Below are 21,193 nucleotides of genomic sequence, written 5' to 3'. Positions count from 1 at the left end.
TAGTGGCTTCCCTCTTTGTAACTCTGAAGAATTTTTATTTAGAATTCAACGCATCTTGTTCTGTAAATATTGGATAACCTTCAGGTTTAAAACGGTTTAAGTTATATAAAAAACGACTGTCTTTTACAGGCAAAGTTGCTGAACCATAGTCATACTGATTCAGCCTATCTCGAAGTCCCTGATTATCAATCCCGTCACCCTGCATTTCGTACCAACTAATAATTGGTGGCGTTACAAAGCGATTGTATGCCGTTTCAGCAGTTTCGTTGCTTTTGGCAAATCGAAGCGCATGAGTCAAAATACCATCCTTGTGATAAACAATTTTTAAATGGCTATTTTCCATAGGTAGCTCAAACACAGGCTTAGTAAATAAGTCTCCATGCGCACTGTAACTTCCGTGCGTCACTAATCCATTTTTGGTCCATACAGCTGCGTACTCCCAATCATGACGATGCCCTCCTCCAAAATATGAAAACACCTGATCTTTTTTAAAATAAAGTGCATAAAAATGCGCGCAATAATCCCCATTTTGGGTATCTTTGCACGCATAACGGTGTACGGTATTAGAGGTATTTAGGAACCAAGTGTCTCGGCAGTTTCCGCCTAAACTACCTGATGTTTTCAACCCGGCATTTTGTTGCCCGGTTCGGCTTATACCTGCGCTCGGCAAGCAACCGTCACCATCAAAATCGAAGATAGGTTCTGTACCATTGATAACGTACGAAGCGGGTAATGCTTTATCTAAAGCGGCAAAGTCATTCGCCATGAGATTGGTCGAACTTAACGCATAAGTCACAATGAGGCTTACACTGTGTAACAGAAGTGTCTTTGGTGTTGTCATATTGATTATCCTTAAAAAACCCAAAATAAAAATACAACAATTTTGTTACACTTAAAATTTATTTCCTCAATCTAGAAATCGATACTAAAACCCTATTTCTATTAGGGAATTTTTCTACCCCATTATTCCTAAAACAGCACAATGTAAAATAAATGTTATAAATAAATTGACGATGTAAAGTTGTTACTCTATTTTATCGTTACACCTCGATGGGTGTTGTGAACAACATAGACACGGATTATTTCAAGGAAATCTTATGAATCACTTAATTAAAACAGCCTTAATGGGCTCATTATTGGCAAGCTTTTCCAGCTTTTCAGCAGACCTAGTTAAAACCACAAATGCGCTCTCTCCGCATCCTGAGCTCGACATAATTGACCAGTTTAATCATAGTACCATGCAGGTCACTGACATAAAGCGCGTACTGGCGAGCAATGTCGCAAGAGACTTAAAATCACAAAATAAGCATTGGTTAAACATGCTTAATAAAAACCACACTGCTAAGTTAAGCAAACTGCATTTAACCCAAAATAATCAGCAGTTGATGCAAAGCGCCAACGCTCGTACGCGCTCTCTAAAAGGCTTGGAGCAAGAAAACTCTAACTTGTACCAGCTTAGACTTGCCTCTGAAAAGATGCTTGAACAATGGCAAGACGGTCAACAACCCCTTATTGCGTTTGCACCAAAAGGCGATGACAAAGATTGGATATACATTGAAGCATTTGACGCTCAAGGCAATGTACATCTGCTCGATGCGCATACTATGCCCTCTCAACCTGTTCTGATCTTAGAATTAGACGGCCAGCAAGTTAAAAAAGAAGGCCTTGCTGTTATGCAGTCTATTTTTGAGCAAGCACGCAATCAGCCTGCATCGGAATTTATGGCACAGCAAACAATGCAAGCGTCATCTATCTCTACATCAAAGCTCGATAGAATTCGCTTGAATGATGATGAAGAGCCTTGGATCTCTGGTAAAGCAGAAGTCTATGCGGTGGTGACTGGCGTAAGTCCATCTCGTGATGAGCCAATCTTAGACATCGTCGATATGCCATACCTAGATCATGATGGCACTGACTATACGCCAAACCAAATTCTGATCCATTGGGAGCGCTACCGCTGGCAGGCTGCCGATGTCTTGTTGATGGAGCAAGATGACAATACTAACTATCAAGACTTGGCGACGACATTTTTAGATATTGTTACTCAGGTGATGCGCGCAATACCAGACCCGAATGTACAAGGCTATGCAATTATTCCGCAATTAACTAACCAGTTAATTAAAGCCATGCCAAGTCACTGGTTTAGTAATGATGATGATTACCTAGATGTGTTCTACACACTATTTGAGGGTCAAACCTACAGCAATCATATGGGCGCCAGCAATAACGCAAGAATCACCTTAACACCGCTGACAATTAATCCTAGAAATTAATAAACAATGGTTTGAAAACATAAACTTTAAAACTAGCAGCTAGACTCCCTGCTCTAACTGTAAAAGGCCTTAATTTAATGTTTAAGGCCTTTTCTTATTGTACAAATGCGTTTCTATTTAGCCATGTTGGTAACATCTATAAGGCTTTGCTGTCTTGCGATTAATAATTTGTACTTGATCGTGTTCTAAGCCTTCGAGACTGGGTTTTATTGCTCGCTCAAAACGCATTGACGCCGCTTCAATTCTTCTCGCTTCTTTTTCGATTGCACGAATATCGGCTTCATGATGTCTCACTATTTGCTCTATTTTACGTGCTAGCTGCTTTTGCTCTCGTAACTTCTGCTTATCGATTTTTAGCACATTGTCATCTTCATAAGTGACAGCATCAGCTAGCTCTTCTAACTGCTCTTGATACACTTCTAGCTCTTCATCCATATCGCGTACGGGCTTTTCAAGCCTTGTCATTGTATCTTCGATATTTTGCAATGCCTGATAGGCAGAAATCTGTGATTCTGACATAGGCATATCTTTTACTTTTTCACAGTCTTTAAATACTTGGATGCGGTAATCTGAGTCTGCTTGTTTCTCAGGTGCAGCATTGGCAGCAACACATGCTGTTAAAATTGCGCTGCTTAATACGGTTATGAGGGCTTGAATTTTCATGGCAGTCACCTTTCCTGTTAATGTCATTGTTAATTAGTGTTTGAAAGGTTAGTCGCAGCGCTTTTGAAAAAAGTTTGAATAGATAAAATTTAAGCAATAAAAAAGCACAGGGCGTGTCTTTGCTCACTGTGCTTTTAGCTTTTAGCTTTCAGACTATTACTTCTTAACCCACTTGCCATTTACTTTTACAAAGTGGCCTTTGGCTGTTTTTTGCAATGCTTTTTTGCCAGCTTGTTGTTCGACCTGCGCTAAGGTAATGCCATGTTTTTTAGCTAACTGCTCATACTTTGCTTTACGCTTGGCATTGATTGAATCAACTAGGCTTTTTGCATCTGCACTGTTTTTAACTGTAGCTAAATAACCCGATGCAGTTTCACCTACCAGCCCTTGAGATTTAGCCGCAGTTAAATCTAATGCGAATGCTGAAAAGGCAAAACTTAAGGCTAAAACTGGCAATAAAAATACACTCTTTTTCATAACATTCTCCTTAGAATAACTCACTGTCATCGCTAAATAAGTCATCTAGCTCTTTATCTACTTTCACGCGGATCTCATGATCTACTTTTACATTCAAATTAATGGTGATTGGTTCTTTGGTTTCTACTTGTACCTTGTGCGTACATCCCATAAGCACTAAGGCACTGAATAAAGCCGCTATCCACTTCATGGTGTTCCCCTATTGAGTTAAAGCTTTCTCTACTTGTTGACTAATTTCATCATTTAATCGTAACGCCTTAAATAAGGTGTAAATGTTTTCATGATGCGTGTAATTAAAATTCACAGGCTGTGCTTGGCTTTTGTTTTCGCCTTTAATATTCACACCCAATGTTAACCAACCGTCTTCTGTTAATGCCACATCACTATGCAGCGTATCTATATCTAAATTATCCAGTAAACCAATCACCGTCTTCAGTTGCGGCTGTTGAGCTTTGAGTGCATTTACTGATGCATTTTCTGACACACTCAACATGCCCATACCTAAATTGTAAAGTTTACCTTCAGTGATACTCACTTTGCCATCGCGCACTTCAATAGGCAACTCGCCCGATACACGCCCAGTAAGCGTTACGCCGGCTTCACGACCCGCTTTAGCTAAAATAGCCAAATCTAAGTTTTCAGCTTTTGCTTCAATGCGTTGTGGCGCTTGTGTGAGTCGAACCTTATTCGCTGTAAGTAAACCATCAAACGCCTCTGCGGTAATACTACTCAACCAGGTCTTATTAGCTTGAGCCTGCAGTTCTGCGGTAATATTTGTTAGCACAGCACCTGAACGAAATTCGTCAATTGTCACTGTAGTTTTTGGAATATTAATCACACCTGAATTGACCTGCCCTGTAATCTGCCCTGACGCATTACGGATATAATGCATATCAAACAAGGCTGATGCACCAAATTGCACATCAAAATCAACATTCTGTGACACCAAATCACCACTTGCCACAACGCTGGTGCTACCCGTTTCTATTTTTAATTTAGGCGCTATTTGCTCCAAAACTGGCTGCAAACCGGTAAGGTCTTGCTCAATCATGACAAGCTGAAAAGGCTGCGCTTTATTCGTTAATTCATGGCGAAACGATAGATTCATGTCGAACACATCAATATCATGCTCAAAGCGTATACTTTCACTAAAATTAACTTGAGAAGTAATATTCATATCTTCTACGAGCAGTTCTGGGGTTGCAATCACATCAAGGTGTGTTGTCACCGCAAGCACACTGGTATTCATAAAATCTTGTATACTGCCTTTTAAGTTCAAACTTTGTTGTATGCCTTGAACTTGGTTATCTGCTTGCTTAATGCCTTTTAACTGCCAGTCAGCGTCAAATTGAATCGCATCATCGATGAGCCTTGATTGCCACTTTGCTTTGAGGTCTCGTCCCTGTACCAAAGGATGATTGAACGATACAAGTGATAGCTCCCCATCTGCTATCGCATTTATATGCTCTGAAAGGTCACCCTCTACATCAAGATTAAGTGTTAACTTGGGCAGTTTAAATGCTTGTCCTTGGACATCGATAAATTCTACTTTTAGAAGTTCTAGCTGGTTACTTGCTTTAAATGAGATGCCACCGCCAAACCTACCTTTCACATCAAGCCTTGAATCAAACTTGATATTCGCTTGTTCTATAGGTGAGTTATCGATAAAAAATGCAGGCGTGTTAGGTTGAATTAAATTAACAGATATTTGGCTTTGAAACGCTTCACCACTGATACCAATAGGCCCATCTAGCTGTAATGTGCCAATTAATGCTGTTTGATGCTTTAAACTAAACTGAGACGTAAAATCCAGTGTAAGCAATTCAGCCTCTACATTATCTAATTGAATCTGGGTTAGCGCACCATTTGAAAGTATGACTTGATCTGTCGATAAGACATTATCACGTACTGACAACACGCTAGGTAATTGTAAAGTAACCTGCTCGGCCATTAAGTCAGCAGCTTGAATACCCTGTGGCAAGTGTGTTTGCAATACCTCAATGCATGCTAAGGCCTTTACCGTGTTGGTAAGCTGGCTCAAATCAGCAACTGCCGCTCGATTTAACAAATCGACTTCACCGCTAATATTACCGAATGAATTTGCTGACACCGCGCACTCAGGTAAATGGTGCTCAGCCAGCACTTCAATATCACCATCAAATTTCAACTGTTGACCGTCAAATGCTGCATTCATCGAACCTTCTAAGAGCTTGACTTGCTCAGGCTTATAGGCTTGTATTGCGTTACTTGCTAATGAAACTTGGTTTAGCGTTAGCTTATTTTTAGATATGTTAACTTGGCCAATGAGATCACCATTAATTTTAAAGCGATTGAGGCTTGGTTCATTAAGGCTCATTGATACAGGCTCTATTAATGGAGCGCCTGACAGACTAATTTTTTTGACATTTAGCAGTGGACGCTCGTCAGGTAATACAAGATTAAGAGGTTTAAATTGAGGTGTTTCAGCGCTTGTCTCTTTTGCTGGCTTTAGCGCTATATTCAACTTTGCTAAAACAATATTTGACGGGTTAATGTCTGCTTTTATTAATTCAATAGACGCAGCAGAATGTTCAATGCATACCCTTTCAACCCTGATAGAGCGCAATCCGGTGAGCGACCAATCTATACAAGTGAGCTCTAAATTGGCATCAACCAAATAGGGCGAAGCTACTTTGGCAACCAAAGTATTTCTAAATCCATAAAGACAAATTAGGGCTGTGAATAAAAGTACACTTACCCAAAGCAATCCCTTTTTAAACATAGCACCCTGACTAATAAGAATTATACGCCGCTATTTTACCTACTTTTGTGATGTTTGTATCAGCAAAAATGTAATCAGATGTAGGCGTTATAAAAAATTTCTCGCTCGTATTATTTCATTCATTTTTAGGCAACAAAAAAGGCCACCTCAGTGAACTCTTTTCATCTAACTAAACAATTAGCCGAAGTTCTTTCTAGCATTGCGGAACATTCTCATCCATGGGCTGTGCTCTTTCCATTCTTCTTTTGGGTATCGCTGCCAAGAGTTAGCTTTCTTAAAACAATAAAAAAGGCCGCTTTCGCGACCTTTCAATTAAATCAAGTTGAGGCAGTGCAGACTAATTCGTCCTGAAGCTGCGGCCCAGCTCGTCATCCATGACTCGCGTAAAACACGCTGCGAAACTTCGTTTCGGTCGTGTTTTACCCCACGTTCTTTCTAGCATTGCGGAACATGCGCATCCATGGGCTGTCCTCTTTCCACTCATCTGGGTGCCAAGAGTTAGCTACAGCACGGAATACACGCTCTGGGTGTGGCATCATTACTGTTGCACGACCATCCGTTGATGTAATACCTGTAATACCTTCTGGTGAACCATTCGGGTTGTTCGGGTATTGCGTAGTTGGGTTACCAAAGTTATCAACATACTGAACTGCAACTGTGCCAGACTCAAGCGCTGCTTTCACTGCTGCGTCATTTGCAAACTCAGCATGACCTTCACCGTGAGATACCGCGATAGGCATACGAGAGCCAGCCATGCCTTGGAAGAATACTGACGGGCTTTCTTGCACTTCAACAAGGCTGAAACGTGCTTCAAAACGCTCTGACTTGTTAGTTACAAAACGTGGCCAGTGCTCAGTGCCTGGGATAAGCTCTTTCAGAGTTGATAGCATCTGACAGCCGTTACACACACCTAAGCTGAACGTGTCTTGACGCTCAAAGAACGTTTGGAACTGATCGCGTGCCATGTCATTAAATAGGATTGACTTAGCCCAACCTTCACCAGCACCTAGTACGTCACCGTATGAGAAACCACCACATGCGACAAGACCTTTGAACTCTTCTAGCGTTAGGCGACCTTCAAGGATGTCACTCATGTGTACGTCTACTGCTGCAAAGCCTGCACGGTTAAACGCGGCTGCCATTTCAACGTGTGAGTTAACACCTTGCTCACGTAGGATTGCCATCTTAGGCTTAGCACCTGTTGCAATGTAAGGTGCAGCTACGTCTTCGTTTAGGTCGAAGCTTAGTTTTACGTTAAGACCTGGATCTTTTTCGTCAAATTTCGCATCAAACTCTTGCTTAGCACACTCAGGGTTATCACGAAGTGCTTGCATCTTGTAAGTTGTTTCAGCCCAAATAGTACGTAGTTCAGTTCGAGTATTTGCTAGAACTGCTTCACCACCACGGTTGAAGATAACTTTGTCTTCTGCGTTTAGCGTACCGATAGTATGGCTGATTGCCGCAAGACCGTTATCAGCTAACACAGCTTCAACTGCTGCAAGGTCGTCATTGCGAACCTGAATCACTGCACCTAGCTCTTCGTTATAAAGTGCTTCGATGTCTGAACCTGTTAGGCTATCAAGGTTTACTGTCACACCTGTGCGACCAGCAAATGCCATTTCAGCTACCGTTGTGAATAAACCACCGTCTGAACGGTCATGGTAAGCAAGTAGCTTCTCATCAGCTACAAGTGATTGCATCGCTTCATAGAAGCCTTTTAATAGTTCTGGGCTATCTACGTCAGGCGTCTTATCACCAAGCTGCTTGTAAACCTGTGCAAGGCTTGATGCACCCATACGATTTTGACCGGCACCTAAGTCAACTAGGATTAGGCTTGAATCACCTTTATCTGTACGAAGCTGAGGCGTTACTGTTTTACGAATGTCTTCTACACGGCCAAATGCAGTGATTACTAGAGAAAGTGGTGCTGTAACCGCTTTGTCTTCACCCTCGTCTTGCCATGTTGTCTTCATTGACATTGAGTCTTTACCAACTGGGATAGTTAAACCAAGTGCTGGACATAACTCTTCACCTACAGCTTTTACTGCTTCATAAAGACCTGCGTCTTCACCTGGGTGACCTGCTGCTGCCATCCAGTTTGCTGATAGCTTGATGTTCTCAAGACCACCGATGTTTGCGCCAGCAATGTTCGTTAATGCTTCTGCTACTGCTAAACGTGCTGATGCACCATAGTTTAGAAGTGCTGCAGGTGTACGTTCACCCATTGACATCGCTTCACCGTGGAAAGTGTCAAATGCAGCTGCCGTTACAGCACAGTTTGCTACTGGTACCTGCCAAGGGCCTACCATTTGGTCACGTGCCACTAAGCCTGTTACCGTACGGTCACCAATGGTAATAAGGAATGTTTTCTCAGCAATCGTTGGTAGACGCAGTAAACGCTTAGCGGCTTCCTCTATATCGATGCTATCTGTTTTAAGCGCTTCACCAGAGACTTGCTTTGACTCAACGTCACGGTGCATCTTAGGTGCTTTACCAAGTAGTACTTCAAGTGGAAGATCTACTGGGTTGTTATCAAAGTGGCTATCTGCAACGGTTAAGTGACGCTCTTCAGTTGCTTCACCTATTACAGCGTACTGTGCGCGCTCACGCTTACAGATCTCTTCAAAACGTGTGAAGTCTTCTGCCGCTACAGCAAGAACGTAACGCTCTTGAGATTCGTTACACCAAATTTCATGTGGTGCCATGCCCGGCTCATCGTTCGGGATATTACGTAGTTGGAATTTACCACCACGGCCACCGTCGTCTACAAGCTCTGGGAATGCGTTTGAAAGACCACCTGCGCCCACATCGTGGATAAACGCGATTGGGTTTTCGTCACCTAGCTGCCAACATTTGTCGATCACTTCCTGACAACGACGCTCCATCTCTGGGTTTTCACGCTGTACAGACGCAAAGTCTAAGTCTTCGTTTGACTGACCAGACGCCATTGATGATGCAGCACCACCACCCAGACCGATGTTCATCGCTGGGCCACCAAGGGCAACTAGCTTAGCACCTACTGGAATTTCACCCTTTTGAACATGCTCAGTACGGATGTTACCAAGACCACCTGCAAGCATAATTGGCTTGTGGTAACCACGTACCTCTTCACCATTGTGGCTGTTAACTTTTTCTTCGTAAGTACGGAAATAACCAAGTAGGTTAGGACGACCAAATTCGTTGTTGAACGCTGCGCCACCAAGAGGGCCATCGATCATGATGTCTAGTGCATCAACGATACGACCAGGCTTGCCGAAGTTTGTTTCCCACGGCTGTTCAAAACCAGGAATACGAAGGTTAGATACAGTAAAACCAACTAGACCTGCTTTTGGCTTAGAACCACGGCCAGTTGCACCTTCGTCACGAATTTCACCACCTGAGCCTGTTGATGCGCCTGAGAATGGTGCAATCGCAGTTGGGTGGTTGTGGGTTTCAACCTTCATCAAGATTTCAATGTTTTCTTGATTATAGCTGTACTCACCATCGACATTCGGGAAGAAACGACCCGCTTTAGAACCCTTCATTACCGCTGCGTTATCTTTATAAGCAGACAGTACGTTTTCTGGGTGCGTTTCGTAAGTATTCTTAATCATTTTGAACAGCGATTTAGGCTGCGCCTCACCGTCGATTGTCCAATCAGCGTTGAAAATTTTGTGACGACAGTGCTCTGAGTTCGCCTGTGCGAACATAAATAGCTCGATGTCGTTCGGGTTACGACCTAGTTTTGTGAAGTTTTCAACTAGGTAGTCAATTTCGTCATCCGCTAGTGCAAAACCTTGCTCTACGTTTGCAGTCACAAGTGCTTCTCGGCCACCACCAAGAATGTCTACAGATGACATTGGGCGCGGCTCTTCAACGCGGAATAACTGACCTGCATCTTCAAGGCTGTTGTGCACAGACTCTGTCATACGGTCATGTACTAGCTTAGCAACGTCATTTAATTGCTCTGCAGATAAATCACCTTCAACGTAGTAAGCAATACCACGCTCAACACGGTGAACTTTGCCTAAACCACAGTTGTTAGCAATATCAGTTGCTTTTGATGCCCACGGAGAAATGGTACCAATACGCGGCGTCACTAGAATAAGTGCACCTTGAGGCTCGTGTTCGGCAATAGTTGGGCCGTACTTAAGCAATTTATTTAGCTTGTCTAATTCAGAGTCACTTAGCTCTGCAGTTAAGTCTGCAAAATGCATAAACTCAGCGTAAATACCTGTTACTGGTAAGTTCGCATCAGCGCAAGTTTTAAGGATTTTTTGTACTTTGAAATCAGAAAGTGCTGGCGCACCACGTAAAATCAACATAGGTAATTTCATCCGGGGGTTAAGGATTGAACGATATTTAGGGCCGCTATTATAGTCGAATTCATGGCTAGTTTTAACTGTAAAATTATAAAACTGCCAAAAATCGTGTTAGGTTCTTTAATAGAGCTAAAAAACACTTTTACTTCATAGTGTTAGATTTCTCATTTTGCATCTACTCAGAACTTTGATAGTTTAGTTTTATTAATAATCTCACGCTTGGTCTTCATGCAGTTAAAACCATTGCTTACACTCATCATTTTTATGTGGGTTTTAGTCGGATGTGATAAACCGCCTATGACACAGCTTGAGCGCGTGCAACAAAAGCGTGAATTAAAAGTAGGTACTCTGGCAGGACCTGCTAATTTTTATCAGGCACAGCAAGGCGAGCAAGGGTTTGAATATGAGTTAACACAAGCGTTTGCAGACTCTCTTAGCGTCAAACTCAATATCGTGCCGTTTTACAGCCTACCTGAACTTTTTCAACGCTTAGACAGTGGTGATTTAGATTTTATTGCCGCCGGACTCAGTTACCACCCACAACGTGGCGAGCATTATCGCTTTGGCCCAAGCTACCGGGCTATCAGTCAAAAGCTAGTTTATAAACAGGGTCCAAGGCGACCTAGAAGCTTTGCTGAGCTTGAAGGCCCTATCACAGTTTTAGCAGGGTCTAATCACTTAATTAGCTTACATGAAGCGAAAAAAATATATCCTAATATAGAAATACACGTTGTTGATGATGTGGATGAAGAAGAGTTACTACAAAACATCATTGACGAAAAAATCAGCTACACGATTGCTGACTCGCACTCTCTTGCCCTTTTTCGCCGCTACCACCCAGAAGTGAGTATTGCTTTTTCGGTCACAAAACAAGACTCAATCAGTTGGATAATGCGCAAAGACCCCGATGACTCACTTTACGCACTACTGATGCCTTTCTTTGACAAAGTAAATCATAATGGAAAATTAGCAGAGCTTGAAGAAAAGTACTTTGGTCATGTGGAAACATTTAACTATGTAAACACCCTCGCCTTTGTCGAAGCTACAAAAAAGGTACTGCCAAAATACCAAGTATGGTTTGAAAAGTATTCGGAACAAAACAAATTAGACTGGCGATTATTAGCTGCGTTGAGCTATCAAGAATCCATGTGGAAACCACGTGCCAAATCCCCAACTGGAGTGCGTGGCATCATGATGCTCACGCAGCCAACAGCAAAACAAGTCGGTGTAAAAAACCGCCTTAAACCTGAGCAAAATATCAAAGGGGGTGCTATTTATCTGCGCAAACTGATCAAACGTGTCCCCAAGTCCGTACTATATCCTGATAATGTTTGGTTCGCGATGGCGTCTTATAATGTGGGTTGGGGTCATGTTAATGACGCGCGGAAAATTACAGAGCAACAAGGTGGCGATCCAAGCCGATGGGCTGATGTAAAAAAACGGCTACCACTGTTGATAAAAAAGCGCTACTATCGGAAAACACGATATGGATATGCACGCGGGGATGTGGCTGTTCAATACGTTGATAACATCCGCCGATATTATGATGCGTTAGTTTGGTTAGATGAAAATGGCGCACTCGCTTCTAAAAGTAAATAAAATGGCCTTGAAGGTCTATTTGTCACATATTTGCAATCATTCCCTGTAATTCTGCCAATCGTAGTATCAATCAGTGTAATTAGCGAATTATATTGATTGATGTAAGTACCAAATATACTGGTATGGTTTAATCTCTCACAACTAGGAGGTGTCGATGCTTAAAAGACGTCGTACTCACCAATTTAAACGTAACACAGCGCAAACTTCTCCAAATCGCAGACGTGTTATGACTAAAATTTCGCACAAGAAGGTGCTAAATCGAAGAAAGTCGTTCGCCATTATGCAAATGGACGAAATGGCAGAAAAAAAAGAATCAGCAGCTCAGTCTTCTTGAGCTGCTTGTTTTGCCAACCTTTTCGCTTCTTTAATTTCTTTTCTGCGTCGACGAAAAAACGTTGATAATCTTTCTGCACACTGCTCAGCCATCACGCCCGAAGTCACCTCTAACTGATGATTCAATTTAGGCTCTTTGACAATATTCATAATAGAACCAGCAGAACCTGTTTTTGCATCCGCTGCGCCATACACTAGGCGCTTGATTCGACTGTGAACAAGTAAACCAGCACACATAGGACAAGGCTCAAGGGTGACATATAAAGTGCAATCAATCAGACGATAATTCTCGATTTTCTTACCAGCTTCCCGCACTGCCATCATCTCAGCATGCGCTGAGGGGTCATGATTACAAATTGACTGATTCCAACCAGCGCCTACTAGCTCTCCGTCTTTAACTAATACGGCTCCAACAGGTATTTCATTCTGCTGCTCAGCTTTATCAGCATACTCAAGCGCTTTTTGCATCCAGTATTGATCTTGCTCGAATTCTGTCATTAGTGTCTGTTACTGCTACTATTTAGAAAGTTTAGGCGCAAATATACCACATTTAATTGCAATATTTGTCGATTTGGCATGGCTCAAGCTCCCGCATTTAGGCTATAATTCGCCGCTTTTTTTATTTCTTGAGCTATTATACCCGAACAATCTCAAGATAAATGACTCAGAGCATGGCGTTCTGTTTTCAGTTCAAAGAAAAGGACGATGTGTAATGACTGGTCCTTTGCAAGTTCTTTGCCGAAGAAATATGGCTGAAGACGCGCTCCAAAGGCGAGCTTGAGTAAGTTTGGGTATACACACACACGGGTAAAACATGAAATTTCCGGGACGCCGCAGGCATAAACATTATTTTCCGGTGGAAGATAAAGACCCACTACTAGACCAAATCAGTAGTGAAGATGGGCTTAAGCGCAGTTACATTTGCGGCATAGACCAAATCGTTGTCGATATCGAAGCCAAAGTTGATCAAGCATTCCTTGATGAATTTGGCCTACAACGAGGCATGTCACAAGTCATCGAAAGTGAGGTGACAAACGCGTTATATGACCGTCTTAAACGCGAAAATATGATCGATTATGAATTTGCAGGTGGCACCATAGGTAATACCATGCACAATTACTCGGTGTTAGCCGACGATCGCTCAGTACTACTTGGTGTAATGAGTGAAAACATAAAGATTGGTAGCTACGCATACAAGTTTTTATGTAATACCTCTAGCCGAGTCGATCTGGATTATTTGCAACCAGTTGACGGCCCTATTGGTCGCTGCTTCACATTAATTGACGATACCGGGGAGCGTACATTCGCGATCAGCCCAGGCTTAATGAATCACTTAAAGCCAGAGTCAATTCCAGAGCAACTTATTGCAAATGCTTCAGCACTGGTGATTAGCGCCTACCTAATGCGCACATCTGGTGATGAGACGATGACAGAGGCAACACTTCAAGCGGTTAAATACGCCAATGAGGCCAACGTTCCGGTTGTTTTGTCACTCGGCACCAAATTTTTAATCGAGCAAGACCCTAAATGGTGGGCTGAGTTTGTTGAAAAGCATGTCGACATTTTAGCGATGAACGAAGAAGAAGGTGAGGCAATCACAGGCTTCAGCGATCCGCTATTGGCTGCTGACAAAGCGCTTGATTGGGTTGATCTTGTTATCTGTACCGCAGGCCCGAAAGGCCTCGTCATGGCCGGTTACGTTGATGATGAATTCAAACGTGAAACAGAATACCCGCTATTGCCTGGTGCAATCGCTGAATTCAACCAATATGAATTTTCGCGATCTATGCGTAAAGACACATGTGTTAACCCAATTAAAGTTTATGCACATACGGCACCTTATATGGGTGGCCCTGATTCAATTAAAAATACCAATGGCGCGGGCGATTGTGCGTTAGCTGCGGTATTGCACGATTTATCAGCCAACGAATACCATAAAATGAATGTGCCAAATTCAGCAAAACACGAGCATACAGCGATTACTTACTCATCATTAGCTCAGATCAGTAAGTATGCGAACCGTGCAAGCTATGAAGTATTAGTACAGCACTCTCCTCGTTTATCAAGAGGGTTACCAGAACGCGAAGATTCATTAGAACAGGCGTATTGGGAACAATAATCAAAGTTGCATCAAAACAATTAAAACTTATAAAGCCGACTAATTTGTCGGCTTTATTGTATATATCATTGCGTATTAATTATTAAGTAAATTCTAATGGTTAACATGCTCAGCAAGATATTCCAATGCAGCAATACCTGCGACCGAATTGCCAAAACTGTCTAGGCCAGGAGACCATACAGCAGCTGTAAACTGCCCCGGTAACACGGCAATAATAGTGCCTGACACGCCTGATTTCCCCGGCATACCAACACGATAAGCAAAGTCGCCGGCTGCGTCATAAAGACCACTGGTAAATAATAAAGAATTGAGTTGTTTCGTTTGCTTAGCCGATAACACTTGCTCACCACTTTGCAAACAAACACCTTTATTACTCAAATAAGAAAACGTCTTAGCAAGTTCAACCACGTTCACCTCTACGGCGCAGTAATTAAAGTAGCTCCAAAGCACTTTTTCGACGTCATTATCAAAGTTCCCGAAAGACTTCATTAAATAAGCCATAGCAGCATTGCGATACCTATGCTGATATTCAGAATTAGCCACAATACGATTGATCACAACATTACTGTTACCTGATTGTGCTCTAAACTTCTCTAGAACAGCATGAATAGGCGCGCTCAAACGAGAATAAAGTGCGTCTGCTGTAACGATTGCACCGGCATTAATAAAAGGGTTTCTTGGTTTACCTTGCTCGAACTCAAGCTGAGTTAGTGAGTTAAAAGCGGTTCCAGATGGTTCTTTACCAACACGCTGCCACAACTCATCCCCATAACGCTGTAATGCCATAGTTAAAGTGAGCGCCTTTGACACTGATTGCACAGTAAATTTATTACTGACACCTCCTGCCGAATATACTTTTCCATCAGTGGTTTGCAACGCAATTGCAAACTGACCTTTCTTTTGCTCGGCAAGCGCAGGAATATAGGTCGCGACTTCCCCCTGGTGAGAGAATGGCTCAACATACAGGCATGTTTTTTCTAATAAAGTTTGATAATCAAGCACTAAATAAAGACCATAATTTTTTTCACAATATAGCCGAAGTTAAGCCGCCAAAAAACCAGTCGATATTCGTAACTAACAATATTAATCAAATACAAAAAACTGATTTTACTTATAAACGGAACAAGCCCGATAAATCGGGCTTGTTCCGTAGTACTTGCAATAAACTTATTGGCTTAAATTCATCTCTTGAATAATTTCGTGGGCGATAGGTGGTGTGGTACTCACTGGTTTTTCATGCCTATCTGCTTTTAATTGACCTTTTCTATGCTTTAGGGCTGCATCTAGTTTTTTCGCGGCATTTGCAATTGCCGGATACATAACTTCACCTTCTCCTTTTACCGCTACGCGTGCGCCTTCATAGTTAGTGCTAATTTCAGTATAAAACTGGTTGTGCTCTTTGCTAATGATGATGTCTAAGGCTATCAATGAAGGAAAATGCGTTGCGATTTTGGCAAACTTTTCTTGGACATGCTGTTTTACTGCGTCGGTTACATCTACGTGATGACCAGAAAGATTTATTTTCATAGGGTATCCTTTTTTTGTTTACCTCAACTACAGTATTGAGGGCAAAATTGGATTTCACAAGCAAAAAAATAGAAATTTTATTTTAATAAGAATGCCATTTGATTCAGATCAGCGCCACATTGCAAGTGCCTAAAAAGAAAACATCTTTCTATGGTTTTGAGTTGACTGAGGTTTATTTTGCTAGAAATGAAAAAGCCTCGCTACTGCGAGGCTTTTCAATTATGGTGCCCAGAGGCGGAATCGAACCACCGACACGAGGATTTTCAATCCTCTGCTCTACCGACTGAGCTATCTGGGCTAAATATTTGCTAGTTTTACTTCTTAGCGAGAAAATGGTGCCGACTATCCGAGTCGAACGGATGACCTACTGATTACAAGTCAGTTGCTCTACCAACTGAGCTAAGTCGGCAACACCGAAAATAAGTGGTGCCCAGAGGCGGAATCGAACCACCGACACGAGGATTTTCAATCCTCTGCTCTACCGACTGAGCTATCTGGGCAATTTGCTTAGTTTTAATTCCTAGCATAAGGAATGGTGCCGACTATCCGAGTCGAACGGATGACCTACTGATTACAAGTCAGTTGCTCTACCAACTGAGCTAAGTCGGCAACACCTAAAATAAGTGGTGCCCAGAGGCGGAATCGAACCACCGACACGAGGATTTTCAATCCTCTGCTCTACCGACTGAGCTATCTGGGCAAACACACTACCTAAACGATTAAACTTGGTAACCGTCTGGGCGTGCGGCGTATTAAACGAGTTTTGCCCCTTCAAGTCAACCCTTTTTTTAAAAGCAACGTTTGCTTGCTTAGTTTTCAACCACCAATAGCAAAGTTTGTACAAACAGTGCCTTAATTGCTCAAAAGTACGTCACTAAAAAGAAATAACCATACTTAAAGGCTGAATGGAAAATGCTTAAAAACGGCGAGCTTTAATAACAAGACAATGTTACGATTGGATACTAAATAAACCAATAATAATCAAATTCTAGAGCAGTTAAATCGGACCTTATCAATGCCAAACTCTGAGAATATAAAACTATCAGGCTTTTTACCTCTGGTGCTAACAAGTATATTAACTGTTGGCTCTATTTGTGCTGCAGCCGCGTACTTTCTTCCTAAATCACAACAAGCACCACAAATTGATTTTGCCAATCAAGCACAACAGCTTTCTGAACCACTTGCAAATACTATGATGAAACAAGGGTTCAGTCAGGTTAAGAAGTTACTGGCTGGTATTTCAGAGGCAGATCCTAATACCCAATATTATTTATATAGTATGACGGGTATGGCAGAGCCCTCTCTCATCTTCCAAAGTAACGAAACTGCAATTGCACCAATTTCACAAGTGAAGCAATTTAAAGTTGGCAACACGCTAACTGTTCATCAACCTTTAAAGCTTGATGGGCAGTATGTTGGCGAATTGGTTATCCAGCACAAAGTAAAAACTAGCAGCAACACAAGCAATATCGCATATGGCTTATTTGCACTGGCTGTATTATTAGCGTTCGGTTTTGCACTTTTTGCACAGCGCCGCCTCGCTCAACAACTTGCGACTGACAAGCAAAAGCTGAAATCAGAGCTTAAGAAAGTATCAGAAGAGCAAGATTATAAAAGGTTCATTGATAGCAACTTAGGATTTGGTTTTGACGAAGTAGCTCAATCTATTAATGATTTACTACAACAAGTGCAGACTTCGATAGACAATAATCAAACTTCTGAAAAAGAGCTCAAGCAACTTCAAACTAGCTTAGAAACTGAAGTACAAGCTCGAACACTGGCACTCGAAAAGGCAACTATGAACGCCGAACGCGCCAACGAAGCCAAAACGACCTTCTTAGCTACCATGAGTCATGAAATTAGAACACCGATGAATGGTGTTATTGGTACAATTGATTTGTTACGCCAAACAGACTTAGATGGTGCACAACACCGCCTCAGTACCATCATTCGTGATTCAGCTTTCTCTTTGCTGGGTATTTTGGACGATATTCTAGACTTCTCTAAAATTGAAGCCGGCAAGCTACAAATAGATAACACCGCTTTTTCTGTTACCGATACCATTGAAGAAGTGGCACGCGTTTTATCTTCTGTGGCTAAAAAACGTAAACTCGACTTACAACTGGCAATCGCCCCAGATATTCCTAGAAACTTAATTGGCGACAATATTCGTGTTCGTCAGGTTTTATATAACCTGTGTAGTAATGCCATAAAATTCACAACCACAGACGAAAACCGACAAGGCTTTGTAAAAGTCGCAGTAGAAGTTGCACAAAATACGTCTGAGCATTACACCTTAAGGTTCTCTGTGACAGATAACGGTAAAGGCATGACGCAACTGCAGTTGCGTGAAATTTTTAATCCGTTTATTCAAGCTGAAAACTCGATCACCCGTGAATATGGTGGTACCGGATTAGGCCTTTCCATTTGTAAAAGCCTTATTGAGCTCATGCTGGGCTCAATTAATGTCACCAGTGATTTGGGGATGGGCAGTGAATTCGTGGTCGAATTACCATTTAGTACCGACGGCAAAGTTGAATATGCAAATAAAGCCGTGCTAGCGCAAAGACCTGTTGTTGTGCTCACTGATAACCCCGCTCGTAAAGCAATTCTGTGTCGTTACCTTTCATTTATGGGTGCGAATACTTACGCCATTGACTCAATTGATGAGGCTGAAGAATTCCAGCACACACCAAATTTAATTTGGGTGCTTGATGGTTTAGATGGCATGGCGCCTGTAAATGACCAATTACGCTCTCTGCTTTATTCTCTAGAGCAAAATAAGCAGCAAGTTATTGTATTAAGCACCATGGACGAGTCTGCTCTAAATCATGCCAATATTTTCTATTTGAATGCGGCACCATTATGTAAAAGCAGCTTTATGACATCTGTAATGGTTGCTGCTGGTTTACATAAGCCGAAGCAATTAAAGAAAGCGACCTCTTTCAATAACTTCTTAAATGTCGATAAAGCTCGCGCTGAGAATAAGCTTGTACTATTAGCTGAAGATAATGTGTTAAACCAACAAGTATTGACTGACCAACTCCACTTACTTGGCTATGGCGTTGAAGTCGCTGAAAATGGGGAAGAAGGGTTAGCAATGTGGAAGAAAAACCACTATCCGATCATCCTGACCGATTTACATATGCCGAAGATGTCAGGGTATGACATGGTTAAAGCAATACGCGGAGAGGCAGAGAAATGCGATGATATAAAAGCTCAACCTTACATTATCGCTGTCACAGCTAACGCTTTAAAAGGTGAGAAAGAGCGTTGTATTGCAACGGGTATGAATGACTACATTACCAAACCTATTGAATTAAATGTGTTAGAGGCGACACTTGCAAAGTGGCAGCCTGAAAAACATATTCAGATGTCAGCTTCGCAAGAAAGTAGCGATGATGACTCAACTTCACCTGTTGAAAATAAAGAAACATCAAACGAACTTTCTACTTCTAGCACTCAACATGCAAAGAATGAAACCACGCAAGTTGAAAACGTAGTTGATCATGAGCCAAAAGCTGAGACATCTAAAACAGATATACCTGATGTAAGTACAGCTTTTGACTCTGATTTAAACAAGTCTGAAGAACAAACTAAGCAATCGCAAGCTGCAATAGATGATGATGTTCATACTATAGATATCGATGCTTTAACCGAAACAGATAATGATGACTTATCGTGGCAAGGGCCTGAGATAGAAGAGACAAAATCTACAACTACTTATGAAGATAGTTATGATCTTGATTTATCATTACAGTCCCAAGAAGCCGATAATCTAGAATGGCAAGAAGAAACATCATCTACACCTTCTTCATACACTCCACCTGAAGAGACTTTAAACCTGAGCCAATTTGCTGAAAGTGACAGTGATTTAGAGTGGAAAGATCATGCCAGCAACGCACAAGTTGATGAATTTGAGCATGAGATCAATATCGATAATATTGAAGTAGACAACCAAGACAATATTGATTGGCAAAATCTCAATGATATTGATGAAACTGCTTCAGCCTCTTCTGAAGATAAAACAGAAACTGCGATAACAGATACTTTAACTGAAGAAACTGAAGAAACTGAAGAAACTGAAGAAACTGAAGAAACTGAAGAAACTGAAGAAACTGAACAGGTTGGTTCTGCAATTCCTTCTCAGGCAAGCGCTTTAACCGGCTCTCTAAGTGCTATTTCTTTAGAATCTACTTGGGAAGCAAAACCTGCAGCTCAGGTTTCAGATAATACTATTCCAACACCAAGCTTTGGTTTAGCACCAGAAGGGACTTCGCAAGATGCACTTAACCCAGCAAGTACTCAAGAGCATGCGGTGCCTGAAATTAAAGTGCTAATTGAAGATACGATAGAGGTTGACACTTCTAATGAAGTAAAAGCTATAGAGCCAGAATCTAGCGAAGTTAAGACTGTGATTGAGGCTACTACCGAAGATGATTTACTTACTGAAGAAAGTATTGAAGAGTCGCAAGTCGATATTTCAACACTCGCTGTTGTCGATATTGATATGTTCGATAAATACGTCAATCACGATGAAGCGAAAAAACTGCGTTTCTTCAGAATGTACCTTGAACAAAGTAGTGAGTTAATCCGTGATATTTTTGCCAATGTCATGACGCGCGAACAAGACAAGATCATCTCAGACTGTCACCAGCTCAAATCAATTTCAAAGACCGTGGGGGCAATGCAAGTGGCTGAAATCGCGATTCAATTCGAGCAGGCATGTAAAGACCGCGAATTAAACATTGATGAGCTAATTAGTTTCAGAGATAGATTAGACGATTACTACACCGATGCGATGATGTTCATGCAAGACTTCATCAAGCAACGATCAGAGTAAGACGCTAGGTATAAAAAAGCCCGCTAGTTTTAAACTGCGGGCTTTTTTGTGGCTGTTTTATTGTAATTAGCTTTAACTGAGCAAAATTTAGGTTAACTTCCATGCCAAAGCATATAAACCAATTTGATCACCAAAGACACCATCACTAAAGGCAAAATATACTTACTATATTTTTGCATCTTGTGTAGCCCTAAACTCTCCTGATAACGCTCTAACAGTGGGATCAAAATCAATAAGCTGATAACTAAACTGCCAATTATAATCAGTACATTCATAAAAACTCCTGTTTTACTTCGT

General features: G+C 41.7%; 15 protein-coding genes, 5 tRNA genes and 1 pseudogene. 6 read left to right on the top strand and 15 right to left on the bottom strand.

The window, feature by feature from the left end; translation table 11 throughout:
* Positions 1-34 precede the first annotated feature (34 nt).
* Positions 35-841 carry an NPP1 family protein gene (locus ABMY35_RS17885; protein ID WP_349287443.1) on the bottom strand — a complete coding sequence of 269 codons (807 nt, stop codon included), beginning with the start codon at positions 839-841 and terminating at the stop codon, positions 35-37.
* A 256-nt stretch (positions 842-1,097) separates the two neighbouring features.
* Between ABMY35_RS17885 and ABMY35_RS17880 the strand changes: the two genes are divergently transcribed.
* Positions 1,098-2,273: a DUF3103 family protein gene (locus tag ABMY35_RS17880; protein WP_349287442.1), complete on the top strand. Its 1,176-nt coding sequence runs from the start codon at positions 1,098-1,100 to the stop codon at positions 2,271-2,273.
* Positions 2,274-2,390: 117 nt separating this feature from the next.
* Here ABMY35_RS17880 and ABMY35_RS17875 read toward each other — a convergent pair whose 3' ends face one another.
* The 5 genes from ABMY35_RS17875 to purL all read right to left on the bottom strand — a co-directional run bounded on the left by ABMY35_RS17875 (position 2,391) and on the right by purL (position 10,478).
* A complete protein-coding gene (locus ABMY35_RS17875) occupies positions 2,391-2,936 on the bottom strand; it encodes a hypothetical protein (RefSeq protein ID WP_349287441.1) in 546 nt (181 codons plus the stop codon).
* 156 nt (positions 2,937-3,092) lie between these two features.
* Positions 3,093-3,413, bottom strand: a complete 321-nt coding sequence (locus ABMY35_RS17870) for a YdbL family protein (protein ID WP_349287440.1) — start codon at positions 3,411-3,413, stop codon at positions 3,093-3,095.
* A 10-nt stretch (positions 3,414-3,423) separates the two neighbouring features.
* Entirely contained in the window at positions 3,424-3,603 is a 180-nt protein-coding gene (locus ABMY35_RS17865) for a YnbE family lipoprotein (RefSeq protein WP_058029035.1), read from the bottom strand.
* Between the two features lie 9 nt (positions 3,604-3,612).
* The gene (locus ABMY35_RS17860) at positions 3,613-6,174 is read right to left on the bottom strand and encodes a YdbH domain-containing protein (protein ID WP_349287439.1); all 2,562 of its coding nucleotides are present in this window, start codon (positions 6,172-6,174) and stop codon (positions 3,613-3,615) included.
* Between the two features lie 419 nt (positions 6,175-6,593).
* Positions 6,594-10,478: a phosphoribosylformylglycinamidine synthase gene (gene purL, locus ABMY35_RS17855; protein WP_349287438.1), complete on the bottom strand. Its 3,885-nt coding sequence runs from the start codon at positions 10,476-10,478 to the stop codon at positions 6,594-6,596.
* 225 nt (positions 10,479-10,703) lie between these two features.
* Between purL and mltF the strand changes: the two genes are divergently transcribed.
* Together mltF and ABMY35_RS17845 are read left to right on the top strand one after the other, a co-directional pair.
* Positions 10,704-12,074 (top strand): membrane-bound lytic murein transglycosylase MltF, encoded by a 1,371-nt coding sequence (gene mltF, locus ABMY35_RS17850; RefSeq protein ID WP_349287437.1) that lies wholly within the window; start codon positions 10,704-10,706, stop codon positions 12,072-12,074.
* 154 nt (positions 12,075-12,228) lie between these two features.
* A complete protein-coding gene (locus ABMY35_RS17845) occupies positions 12,229-12,408 on the top strand; it encodes a hypothetical protein (RefSeq protein ID WP_349287436.1) in 180 nt (59 codons plus the stop codon).
* On the opposite strand, the gene tadA is transcribed toward ABMY35_RS17845, so the two are convergent.
* Positions 12,396-12,905 (bottom strand): tRNA adenosine(34) deaminase TadA, encoded by a 510-nt coding sequence (tadA, locus tag ABMY35_RS17840; RefSeq protein ID WP_349287435.1) that lies wholly within the window; start codon positions 12,903-12,905, stop codon positions 12,396-12,398. The two genes, ABMY35_RS17845 and tadA, sit on opposite strands and share 13 nt — an antisense overlap.
* Positions 12,906-13,221: 316 nt before the next feature.
* On the opposite strand from tadA, the gene ABMY35_RS17835 reads away from it, so the two are divergent.
* A complete protein-coding gene (locus tag ABMY35_RS17835; RefSeq protein ID WP_349287434.1) occupies positions 13,222-14,526 on the top strand; it encodes an inosine/guanosine kinase in 1,305 nt (434 codons plus the stop codon).
* A gap of 93 nt (positions 14,527-14,619) precedes the next feature.
* Here the strand turns inward: ABMY35_RS17835 and glsB are convergent, their stop codons facing one another.
* The 7 genes from glsB to ABMY35_RS17800 form a co-directional block, all read right to left on the bottom strand.
* Positions 14,620-15,528, bottom strand: coding sequence for a glutaminase B (gene glsB, locus ABMY35_RS17830; RefSeq protein ID WP_349287433.1), 909 nt, complete (start codon positions 15,526-15,528; stop codon positions 14,620-14,622).
* Between the two features lie 165 nt (positions 15,529-15,693).
* Positions 15,694-16,053: a ribosome-associated translation inhibitor RaiA gene (raiA, locus tag ABMY35_RS17825; protein ID WP_058029027.1), complete on the bottom strand. Its 360-nt coding sequence runs from the start codon at positions 16,051-16,053 to the stop codon at positions 15,694-15,696.
* Between the two features lie 222 nt (positions 16,054-16,275).
* Positions 16,276-16,351 (bottom strand) — tRNA-Phe (locus ABMY35_RS17820).
* A gap of 35 nt (positions 16,352-16,386) precedes the next feature.
* Positions 16,387-16,462: transfer RNA gene (locus ABMY35_RS17815), tRNA-Thr, on the bottom strand.
* A gap of 15 nt (positions 16,463-16,477) precedes the next feature.
* Positions 16,478-16,553: transfer RNA gene (locus ABMY35_RS17810), tRNA-Phe, on the bottom strand.
* Between the two features lie 33 nt (positions 16,554-16,586).
* A tRNA-Thr gene (locus ABMY35_RS17805) sits at positions 16,587-16,662 on the bottom strand.
* A 15-nt stretch (positions 16,663-16,677) separates the two neighbouring features.
* Positions 16,678-16,753 (bottom strand) — tRNA-Phe (locus ABMY35_RS17800).
* A gap of 315 nt (positions 16,754-17,068) precedes the next feature.
* Between ABMY35_RS17800 and ABMY35_RS17795 the strand changes: the two are divergent.
* Together ABMY35_RS17795 and ABMY35_RS17790 are read left to right on the top strand one after the other, a co-directional pair.
* Positions 17,069-19,405 (top strand): annotated as a pseudogene (locus ABMY35_RS17795) (ATP-binding protein); the annotation flags it as partial.
* Between the two features lie 21 nt (positions 19,406-19,426).
* On the top strand, positions 19,427-20,896 hold the full coding sequence (locus tag ABMY35_RS17790) for an Hpt domain-containing protein (protein ID WP_349287535.1): 1,470 nt from the start codon (positions 19,427-19,429) through the stop codon (positions 20,894-20,896).
* 92 nt (positions 20,897-20,988) lie between these two features.
* Here the strand turns inward: ABMY35_RS17790 and ABMY35_RS17785 are convergent, their stop codons facing one another.
* Positions 20,989-21,171, bottom strand: a complete 183-nt coding sequence (locus ABMY35_RS17785; protein WP_349287432.1) for a hypothetical protein — start codon at positions 21,169-21,171, stop codon at positions 20,989-20,991.
* Between the last annotated feature and the right edge of the window lie 22 nt (positions 21,172-21,193).

Origin of the sequence: Pseudoalteromonas sp. BZB3 (assembly GCF_040104455.1) — a bacterium.
Classification (GTDB): domain Bacteria; phylum Pseudomonadota; class Gammaproteobacteria; order Enterobacterales; family Alteromonadaceae; genus Pseudoalteromonas.
The sequence above is the reverse complement of the archived record's forward strand: the minus strand, read 5'-3'. Positions and strand labels throughout refer to the sequence as shown.

Bases quoted from the DNA above. Each gene is read 5' to 3' on its own strand.
- ABMY35_RS17785 (WP_349287432.1), bottom strand. From the start codon at position 21,171: ATGAATGTACTGATTATAATTGGCAGTTTAGTTATCAGCTTATTGATT.
- ABMY35_RS17860 (WP_349287439.1), bottom strand. From the start codon at position 6,174: ATGTTTAAAAAGGGATTGCTTTGGGTAAGTGTACTTTTATTCACAGCC.
- ABMY35_RS17875 (WP_349287441.1), bottom strand. From the start codon at position 2,936: ATGAAAATTCAAGCCCTCATAACCGTATTAAGCAGCGCAATTTTAACA.
- ABMY35_RS17845 (WP_349287436.1), top strand. From the start codon at position 12,229: ATGCTTAAAAGACGTCGTACTCACCAATTTAAACGTAACACAGCGCAA.
- ABMY35_RS17870 (WP_349287440.1), bottom strand. From the start codon at position 3,413: ATGAAAAAGAGTGTATTTTTATTGCCAGTTTTAGCCTTAAGTTTTGCC.
- ABMY35_RS17865 (WP_058029035.1), bottom strand. From the start codon at position 3,603: ATGAAGTGGATAGCGGCTTTATTCAGTGCCTTAGTGCTTATGGGATGT.
- ABMY35_RS17835 (WP_349287434.1), top strand. From the start codon at position 13,222: ATGAAATTTCCGGGACGCCGCAGGCATAAACATTATTTTCCGGTGGAA.
- purL (WP_349287438.1), bottom strand. From the start codon at position 10,478: ATGTTGATTTTACGTGGTGCGCCAGCACTTTCTGATTTCAAAGTACAA.
- ABMY35_RS17790 (WP_349287535.1), top strand. From the start codon at position 19,427: ATGTCAGCTTCGCAAGAAAGTAGCGATGATGACTCAACTTCACCTGTT.
- ABMY35_RS17880 (WP_349287442.1), top strand. From the start codon at position 1,098: ATGAATCACTTAATTAAAACAGCCTTAATGGGCTCATTATTGGCAAGC.
- mltF (WP_349287437.1), top strand. From the start codon at position 10,704: ATGCAGTTAAAACCATTGCTTACACTCATCATTTTTATGTGGGTTTTA.
- tadA (WP_349287435.1), bottom strand. From the start codon at position 12,905: ATGACAGAATTCGAGCAAGATCAATACTGGATGCAAAAAGCGCTTGAG.
- raiA (WP_058029027.1), bottom strand. From the start codon at position 16,053: ATGAAAATAAATCTTTCTGGTCATCACGTAGATGTAACCGACGCAGTA.
- ABMY35_RS17885 (WP_349287443.1), bottom strand. From the start codon at position 841: ATGACAACACCAAAGACACTTCTGTTACACAGTGTAAGCCTCATTGTG.